Origin of the sequence: Clostridium sp. (assembly GCF_029267215.1) — a bacterium.
Lineage (GTDB): Bacteria > Bacillota > Clostridia > Clostridiales > Clostridiaceae > Sarcina.
The window spans coordinates 41,450-50,673 of the sequence record NZ_JARIDH010000027.1; the positions used below are offsets into that span (position 1 = coordinate 41,450).

At 25.8% G+C, this 9,224-nt stretch carries 8 protein-coding genes; 3 read left to right on the forward strand and 5 right to left on the reverse strand.

Annotated features, from left to right (window positions below; genetic code table 11):
* Positions 1-865 precede the first annotated feature (865 nt).
* Positions 866-1,420: a 2'-5' RNA ligase family protein gene (locus Q1K13_RS04390; RefSeq protein ID WP_300347978.1), complete on the forward strand. Its 555-nt coding sequence runs from the start codon at positions 866-868 to the stop codon at positions 1,418-1,420.
* A 104-nt stretch (positions 1,421-1,524) separates the two neighbouring features.
* On the opposite strand, the gene rbr is transcribed toward Q1K13_RS04390, so the two are convergent.
* On the reverse strand, positions 1,525-2,112 hold the full coding sequence (gene rbr, locus Q1K13_RS04395) for a rubrerythrin (protein ID WP_300347979.1): 588 nt from the start codon (positions 2,110-2,112) through the stop codon (positions 1,525-1,527).
* Positions 2,113-2,478: 366 nt separating this feature from the next.
* Here rbr and Q1K13_RS13070 point away from each other — a divergent pair, with 366 nt between their 5' ends.
* Positions 2,479-2,748, forward strand: coding sequence for an iron-sulfur cluster biosynthesis family protein (locus tag Q1K13_RS13070; protein WP_498038036.1), 270 nt, complete (start codon positions 2,479-2,481; stop codon positions 2,746-2,748).
* 262 nt (positions 2,749-3,010) lie between these two features.
* On the opposite strand, the gene Q1K13_RS04400 is transcribed toward Q1K13_RS13070, so the two are convergent.
* From Q1K13_RS04400 to Q1K13_RS04415, 4 genes are all read right to left on the reverse strand, one after another.
* The gene (locus Q1K13_RS04400; RefSeq protein WP_300347981.1) at positions 3,011-3,937 is read right to left on the reverse strand and encodes a CPBP family intramembrane glutamic endopeptidase; all 927 of its coding nucleotides are present in this window, start codon (positions 3,935-3,937) and stop codon (positions 3,011-3,013) included.
* 824 nt (positions 3,938-4,761) lie between these two features.
* Positions 4,762-6,000 (reverse strand): competence/damage-inducible protein A, encoded by a 1,239-nt coding sequence (locus Q1K13_RS04405; RefSeq protein ID WP_300347982.1) that lies wholly within the window; start codon positions 5,998-6,000, stop codon positions 4,762-4,764.
* A 571-nt stretch (positions 6,001-6,571) separates the two neighbouring features.
* Complete coding sequence (locus Q1K13_RS04410) at positions 6,572-6,901, reverse strand: hypothetical protein (RefSeq protein ID WP_300347983.1); 330 nt, start codon at positions 6,899-6,901, stop codon at positions 6,572-6,574.
* 16 nt (positions 6,902-6,917) lie between these two features.
* Positions 6,918-7,472, reverse strand: a complete 555-nt coding sequence (locus tag Q1K13_RS04415; RefSeq protein WP_300347985.1) for an EndoU domain-containing protein — start codon at positions 7,470-7,472, stop codon at positions 6,918-6,920.
* Positions 7,473-7,762: 290 nt separating this feature from the next.
* On the opposite strand from Q1K13_RS04415, the gene Q1K13_RS04420 reads away from it, so the two are divergent.
* Complete coding sequence (locus Q1K13_RS04420) at positions 7,763-8,671, forward strand: DMT family transporter (RefSeq protein ID WP_300347986.1); 909 nt, start codon at positions 7,763-7,765, stop codon at positions 8,669-8,671.
* Positions 8,672-9,224 lie beyond the last annotated feature (553 nt).

The following is a 9,224-nucleotide window of genomic DNA, read 5'->3' on the forward strand; positions in this document are numbered from 1 at the left end:
TCATATATATATAAAATTCAAACTGATTTATCTTTAAAATAGATAAAATTATCTCCTTATTATACATCTTGTTTTCAGCTTGAAATATAACCTTTAATTATTATGTAAAATTGTAAGCATAAGTTGGAACCTTATTAAAAGCATAAAATTATTGTTTAATTCCAACTATCTGCTTTTTAAAGAAATATTCTTCCACCAATAAATATAATAAAAGCTAAAAAACAAATGCCTACTATGTTATATACCACTGATGATTTCTTTTTGTGTAGTCTTTCCATTCTACTTTCAACCATTTTTAATTTACCATCATCAAAAAACTTTTAAGTTTTTTAAATTGACAATGGTTTTTCACCTCACTTTCAAATTTTTATTTCATATTTAATTCTAACTTTTATTTTTTATAATGCATTTTTGTTCAACTAATTGTATCAGTTGAAATTAAAGCTAAATTCCCCAATTTTTCTTCCTAAATTATAAAAATTTGACTTTATTAAATTCAATCAAATATACATATTATATAGTATATTATCTAACATTAGTTTTTCAAATATATTTTTCCCACAATATAAACTGTGAACTAATAATTCTTTATATAATTAGACCAATTTCTCAAATTTAAAAAGGCTATAACTACACACATTAACTTAAATATCACTTTCTCTTAATTCCCTCTACTAAGATCTTTATAAAATATTATCATTTCAATATCACAATATACACATCCATATTAAAAATTGTTACAAGAAATTTAAAACTATCTCCCCTATCATCCTAAAGTCATATTAAATCATAAAAATATCCCATTAATTATGATATAATAAATTAAAATGGTATAAACTTGTACATTAGTAAGAAAGGGGTATATATGCTATATTATTTAGTTGCATTATTTAATAAAGATTCATATGATTTAATAAAGCCAATGCAAAAATCACTTTCAAGTGAATATAAATTATACAAAAACTTACCTATGCTTCATATTACGTTAGCTGTAATTGAAGACCCTGATATGGATAAATTAAATAAAATTCTTTCTGATACATTAAAAGATTATAAAGAATTTGAAGTTCATTTAAATGGGGTTATATGTTTTGGAGGGGATTGTAAATCAGTTAATTTAAAGGTTGATGAAGAAAGTGGCTCAATAAAGTCTATTTCTAGAATAATACATAAAAGATTATGTGAAGAAGGGTTTACTCTTACTTCAAATCCAGATACATGGCAACTTCATGTATCCTTAGCTAATCCATATTTTGCTCAAAGAGTATGGGGGGAAGATGAATTTGAATCAGCCTGTATAAAACTTAAAAACTATGGGTTTAATAGAGAACTTTTAATAGATCATATACAATTTTGGCGTCCAATAAATGACGAAAGTAAGATGGTTGTTTTTGATTACCCACTAAAACCAATGATTTAATATTATATATAAAAAAGGTGTAAGTTTTAATCTTACACCTTTTAATTTATAAGTATTCGTATGTTAATCCATAAAATGGTTTGAGTCTTTTTTAATTATTAATCTTAGTAGTTTTCTTTAAATACTTCAAAGTAAGCTTGTGGATGTAAACAAGCTGGGCATTTTAATGGAGCTTCAGCACCTTCCCAAATAAATCCACAGTTTCCACATTTCCAAAGAAGAGTTTCATCTTTTTTGAATACTTTTCCTTCTTCCATGTTTTTAGCTAATTTAGTAAATCTATTAAAGTGAGCTGTTTCAGCCTTAGCTATCATTCTAAAAGCAGCTGCAACTTCTGGGAATCCCTCTTCATCAGCTACATCAGCAAATGTTGGATATAAATTGCTTAATTCATCATGCTCACCTTCTGCAGCAAATTTTAAATTAGTTAAAGTATCTGTTGGTAATTCTACAGGATATGCAGCATTAATTTCTACAGCTTCACCCTGTAAATCTGCTTGTAAAAATTTGTAGAATCTTTTAGCATGTTCTTTTTCATTTTCAGCTGTTTCCATAAATATGTTTGATATTTGAACATATCCTTCTTTTCTAGCTGTGCTTGAGAAATAAGTATATCTTGTTCTTGCTTGACATTCTCCAGCGAATGATTTCATTAAGTTTTCTGCTGTTTTAGTTCCTTTTAAACTTTTCATAATAAACCCTCCTACAAATCACTTATTTATACAAACATAAGATAAAACTATTTAGATAAATAAATGATTTCTAATTTTTAAACAATAATAATTATTATTTTTTATATTTCTTATTTTACCACTTCCAATTAAAACTTCAAGAGTTTTTTAACATTTTGTAAATTTTTAAAAATATTTCTTCTTTAAATACTAACAAAATAATTTTAATAGAGTTTATTTATAATTTTTTAAAATGTTTATTTTAATTTCTGCTGTGATAGTATTTTTTCTTATATAAATTAATATTATTCATAAAATTCACAAATGAATCTATTATAATTTAGGTTATAATAACTATAATATAAAAATATATTTAGGAGGATCTTTATGAAAGTAAAAATACACCCTAACACAGTTGATAAAATTAAAAACATGCTTTCTAATAGCGAAAAAGATGCAATAAGAATAAAGGCATGTTCTGCCGGCTGAACCGGCTTAAATATTGAGGTTGTTCTGGATGAACAACATGATAATGATGATTTAGTTATTGATAATGGAATAAAAATTGTTGCAGACAAAAAGATTTCTCACTTTTTCACAGATGCAACAATAGAATATAAAAGAACTTTTTTTGGTCATAAATTTAAGGTTTATTAAAAAACTAAATTAATAACTATCTCTAAAAATATATAAATATATGCTTTATTTTATTAAAATTTTGATTTTATTTATAACATAAGATCTACTTACAGTTATATCTAAAATCAAAACTATAAAAAAAGATTCTAAATATTGAGTATAATATTTTATTTTTGGGGCAATAATATAAATAGCTTAATACACTCTTAAGTTAACCACACAATTAAATAAAAAAGGAACTGTCATTCCCAAGACAGTTCCTTTTTTATTTTATATAATTTTATCTAAAATATAGAAAATAAGTATATGAAATAAATACAACAAAACTTAATATAATTGGTATATTTAATATTTTCTCCTCTTTATATGATACTCTTGTTGCAACATCTAATTCATCTAAAGTTATGTTTAAGTTTCCTTTTTCCATACGTCTAATTAGAAAACTTATTAATACCACTGCAACTATTGCGAAGATTAAATAATAAAAGAAAAGTTCTATTTTTAACTGAATTGGCCAATTTTTCATACTATTAATTTGATGAAGTAAATCATCTGTGTGAATTCCACTATTATTTATTCTTTGAAGTAATAGATTAAATGTATTAACTGAAAAATGTATAAGCATTGATAAATATATACTTCCTGTAGCCCTCACAACATAAGCTAAAATCATTCCCATAACTGTTGCATATAAAAACTGATAGGCATTTAAATGAAGTATTCCAAACATAATTCCTGACATAATAGCTGCAACATTCTTACCTTTAAATTCAAATCCTGATAAAACAATCCCTCTTATAGTTATTTCCTCAGTTATAGCTGGAGTAACACCAACAACTATTATCATAAGCCATACTGGGTATGTATTCATCTGATTTAGCATTAAAGATACATTATCAACAGTAAAAAAGCTTGCTATATAAGAAAATAAAGCCATCACAGGTTGTGATAATGCAGCTATTAATAAAGCATAAAAAATATCTATCATTCTTGGTTTTTTTAGACTAAATACTTTTTTATAATTACTCTTTGTCACTACTATATATATTATTGCTGGTGTTATAAATAATACTAAATGAAGTATTATAAGCCTAAATGGAGGTGCTATACCTAATTTATAAAGTTCTGCTCCTAAGAATATTTGACCAATTATAGAGCCAACTAATACTATTAGAAAATATAAGCTTACTTTGAATATAGGTTTCATCATATTCTTCCTTTCTTTAACTTTTAAATTAAAATTGAATTTTCTAATATAATAAAAATCTAAATATTAGCTTTGTTTTAATATAACACTTAAAACAAAGCTAATATTAAAATAACTCCTTTAATCCTTATTTGCTAAGAAATATCTAAAATTCAATCACTATACAATATATTACATTATAATTTCATATTACTAAAGAGTTCAAATTTAAAATCTTTACCTATTTTTTCTCACACTTTATAAAATTAATCATATGTATAATTGCAGGAAATATAAATGCATTTAATATTTAATATTATTGATTATAAATGTTATTCAAACTGAAAATCATTTATATGTAATAATTTTTAAGTATTACTAACTTATATCCACCTAATTTTTTCTTACAATTAATTAAAAGTTATAAAAATTTAAATTAAATTGTATAAAAAAAATAATAATGTCAATACTATTTACTGAGGCAATAAGCTTCAATCTTATAATAGCCTCTCCCCCATTTTATTTATACTGACAGCTTCGTTAATGTACGGAATAACGAGGCTGTCTCCCCCTTAAAACCCTTATAATGTAATAAATTTTCTTCATGTTTTTAGTTAGAGAGTATTAAAAATACTCTCTTACTTTTTAAAAATAATATATTAAAGTAAATGAATTTTTTCAATCTCATATTATTTTTTATTTAAACAAAATCAAAATTATTCTTAATTTAAATAAAAACATAAATTTAGACATAAAATATTTTTAGATAAATTATTTAACTAATCTAAGCACATATAAAATCCCAATTAGGATTTATCCTAATTGGGATTTCAATTTTTCTAATTTTAATTCTCTTTTTTTTCCAATTCTCTTCTTATCCAATCCAATAGATTCATCATAGTTTTTCTTCTAATTCTTTGTCTATTATCCTTAAAATTAAACTTTTTAACCTTAGTTTCACCATCAATTGAAAGACCAACATAAACTAATCCAACTGGTTTTTCTAATGTTCCACCACCTGGGCCTGCCAATCCTGTGGTTGAAACTCCAATTCTTGTATTAGCTGTTTTTGAGATTCCCTCTGCCATTTCTCTAGCACATTCCTCACTTACAGCTCCAAATTTATCTAAAGTTTCTCTTTTTACTCCAAGTCTTCTCATCTTAGCTTCATTTGAATAAGTAACTGCACCTTCCATAAATACTTCTGATATTCCTGGATAATTTATTAAGGTAGAAGCTACCAAACCACCTGTACAAGATTCTGCTGTTGAAATAGTCATTTTTTTATCAACCAACATCTTTCCAACAACCTCTTCTAATGAAATTTCTCCTTCACCATAAATATTATCACCAAGTCTACTTCTTATTTCCTTTTCCATTGGTTCAATAAGTTTTTTAGCTTCCTCTTCATCTTTTCCTTTTGCTGTTATTCTTAATATAACATCAACATTTTTAGCATAAGGGGCAACAGTAGGATTTTCATTGTCTAAAAGATCTGAAACTAAATCCTCCATCTTACTTTCTCCTAAGCCAAAAATTCTTAAAACTTTTGAAACTATTATTCCATTAGTAAACTTGCTTAAATAAGGAACTACATGATTTTTAAACATAGGCTCCATTTCTCTTGGAGGTCCTGGTAAAAGAATTATCCTCTTGCCATCCTTTTCAAATATAGCTCCTGGGGCAGTTCCATTAGGATTCGGAAGTATTATTGCTTCCTCTGGAAAATAGCATTGTTTCTTATTATTCTCTGTCATTTCAAAGTTATTTTTCTTAAAATAAGCTTCCAAATCACAAAGAAGATCTTCTCTAAGCTTCATTTCCATATTAAAATATTTTGCAGAAAGTTCCTTAGTTAAATCATCCTTAGTTGGTCCAAGGCCACCAGTAGTAATTATAGTATCACATTCCTTAAAAGCATTATGAAAAGCTTCTAATACTCTTTTATTATTATCTCCCACAACTGATTGATGATAAACTTCAACACCTAATTCAGCAAGTTCTTTAGCTAGAAACTGTGCATTAGTATTTAATATATCACCTAAAAGTATCTCTGTTCCTATTGAAATTATTTCAGCTTTCAAAAAATCACCTCTTTACTCTTCTTAATCACTCACCAAGTTATACAAGTGAGAAAATTAATCACATCAAATTTTAATTTTTAAATATCAAATTCCATCCCATTTTGTTTTACTGTTTTTATTTCTTCTATTCCAATATAATCCTAAATTTAAAAATTTTAAAGTATACTCTTGTTTAAATACCAGTCTATTTTTAAATACATTTTGTACAAAGTCAAAAAAGAATTCTTCCATGTTATTTTAATATTTAGCTCTACTTCAAACTAGTGTTGATTTTATATAGAACTTTAAGACCATTTTAATAAGTAGTTTAGAGTTTCATTGAATATGGAAGAATAATAGCATTAAAAAGCGAAGTTGTTTGACCTACAGAAGTTTCTTCGCTTTAGCTATTATTCTGGAATATTCAATAGAAACTCTCTGCGAAATTAAGTAGGTCTGAAGGACTAGTTAAAATCAACATGCTCTTAAAACAGAACCTAATATTTAAATCCTTCATAATAAAAACCTCAGTTTAGTAAAAAATATATTATACTTACTGAGGTTTAATAACATTATTTAATTCTTATATAAATTACTCTCTATTTTCAACCCATATTTCTACGAATTCTCTAAGCTCTTTCGTTTCTATTATGCATTTATCTTCATCATTGGAAATATTGTCATAGATAGTTGTAAAGTCTTTTCTCACTTCAACTCCACATACATTTCCATCTAGTTCCTCATATTCACTTTCTCCATTTAATACTTTATCTATGGCACTAAAAACATAACTTGCATCTGACCCCTGTATATCTGACATTAAAAATTCTGCAACTAATCTTATTTTAGGTTCAACAATTATTATTTTTTTCTTTCTTCCACTTTTAAAAGTAATTTCATCAAATTTATATGCATATTTCATCTCTCTACATACACTCCTAATAAACTGGGAAGGCTGAAATAATTTTTCCTGTTTCATCATTTATATACATACTTATTTCAACACCCTCTTTACTTTCTCCAACATATGTATTCTTACTACCTTCTACAAACTCCCTATCTCTATAAGCCTCATTAATAGCATCAACAACCTGCTGAGGTGTCCAATCTTCTGGGAAGAAAGTTGATTTACCATGGTTAGCAGTTTTCTTAACTCCTTCAATTTCTACCTTTCCTGTGTAAACCCCTTCTTTATTAGGTTTTGATCTAGTTCCCTCTATAACTTTTCCCTTTGTACCTGGAAAATCTTCATAGTGAAAACCTACAGCTTTTCCTCTACCATTTATCTCACCATCAAAAATATGTTTCAAAGCACCTCTTTGAAAATGCTCCGTATGTTTTAAATCTTCTATTGAATTTACTGTATGTTTTTCAATATTAGAATTACTATTTTGCATACTAACCTTATTAGTACTACACCCTGTAAGTAGCCCTGCAATTAAAAACATCCCTAAAAATAATTTAATAAAGTTATTTTTTATTAGTTTTTTCATATTATCCTCTCTTTCTTTTTTTAATTTCTAATAAATATTCTACCAGTTTTAAATTTGATTCTTAATTAAATTCAAAAATTAATTTCATAAATAATATCATAAAAAATTAAAGTTTTCTAAAATAATTAATTAAATTTAATTTTTCTTATAATTTATTACTATCTGTCTATTATTTATTTATAAATCAAACTATTATGAATTTGACCTATTAATTTCTAACTCCTATAATAGGTTATGTTTGTTAATTTATATTAATGTTGTATTAAATACTTTTATTAAGGAGAAATGAAATGAATTCAAAATTTAAAGGAATTATCTTTATGATACTTTCTTCAGCTTCCTTTGCTACTATGAATCTATTTAGCAAACTGGCTGAAGGAGTTAACTCGTATCAAAAAACTTTTTTAACAAATGTAGTTGCCACAGTAATAGTTTGTTTTATTCTTTGGAGAAAAAAAGGTTCTTTCCTAGGAAAAAAAGAAAGCAGAAAATATTTGTTTTCAAGAGGAATTGCAGGAACATTAGCAATACTTACAAATTACTATGCCTTAGATAAAATGTTTTTATCAGATGCAACAATACTTACTAAATTAGCTCCATTTTTCACAATAATCTTTTCTTATCTTTTAATAAGTGAAAAGATTACTAAAAGACAAGCTACTCTTCTAATAGTAGCCTTTTTAGGAAGTTTATTCGTAATTAAACCTCAATTTAGTACAGCTGTTATTCCTGCATTAATAGGAGTTGCCTCAGCTGGATTTGCTGGATTTGCCTATACAATGATAAGGGTATTAGGAAATAAAGAGGACTTTTGGACAATTATTCTCTCTTTCACAGGAATAGCAACCATAGTTATGCTTCCATCAATGTTTTTTAATACTGAAAACTTAACAACATCAAATGTATTGTTTTTAATGGGAGCAGGAGTTGCCTTTACTCTTGGACAAGTTGCCTTAACAATTGCTTATAAAAACGCACCAGCTTCTGAAATATCAATGTATGACTACATAGGATTAATCATAGCTGCTTTATATGGATTTGCATTCTTTAGAGAAATCCCAGATTTATTATCATTCTTAGGATATGTAATAATAATTGGAGCATCCATATTAAATATACTTGGAAATAAAAAATCTTCAAAAGAAATTACTGAAGAAAAAATTACTTCTGAATTAATTGAAGAAGATTTAAGCATATAATTATATTTGATTTTTAAAAACCGTTGATACAACTAGGTTAACTTGGATAAAATTGTAATATTGGTTATATTTACTAATAATTTCCCACTTCAAGCTTTATCTAAGTGGTGAGTAATTCACTTTATGTATAACATAATTATATTTTATAAAAAAGCCGTGATGAAATCACGGCTTTTTTTTTGATTGTCGAAATATAAAATTGTTATTAACTAATGAAATCAATTAATTATAATTTTTTATTTAATAAAAATCAATGTTCTTCACTTTTCACTAAAGTTATTTTATGGACATACTCTATTAAACCTTCTTATTTTCTAATTTTTTCACAAAATTTCACCTATTAACTAGCTTGTGAAACCCTCATAAACTAAAGAATATTTAGAATTTTCTAAAGCTTAATCTAACCTTTATTTATACTTTCAATTTCTTTTTTTATCATATTTATCTTTTGCGTGAAATATATCATAAACTTTTATTGATAGACCTCCTAAAATACTAAGGTAAATAAATAAACCTTCCCTAGCTCCAAAACCAATTAAATTTCCCATAATAG

Excerpts from the sequence above, each read along its gene's own strand:
- Q1K13_RS04400 (WP_300347981.1), bottom strand. The coding sequence starts at position 3,937 with ATGAAACCTATATTCAAAGTAAGCTTATATTTTCTAATAGTATTAGTT.
- Q1K13_RS04390 (WP_300347978.1), top strand. The coding sequence starts at position 866 with ATGCTATATTATTTAGTTGCATTATTTAATAAAGATTCATATGATTTA.
- rbr (WP_300347979.1), bottom strand. The coding sequence starts at position 2,112 with ATGAAAAGTTTAAAAGGAACTAAAACAGCAGAAAACTTAATGAAATCA.
- Q1K13_RS04420 (WP_300347986.1), top strand. The coding sequence starts at position 7,763 with ATGAATTCAAAATTTAAAGGAATTATCTTTATGATACTTTCTTCAGCT.
- Q1K13_RS04410 (WP_300347983.1), bottom strand. The coding sequence starts at position 6,901 with ATGAAATATGCATATAAATTTGATGAAATTACTTTTAAAAGTGGAAGA.
- Q1K13_RS04415 (WP_300347985.1), bottom strand. The coding sequence starts at position 7,472 with ATGAAAAAACTAATAAAAAATAACTTTATTAAATTATTTTTAGGGATG.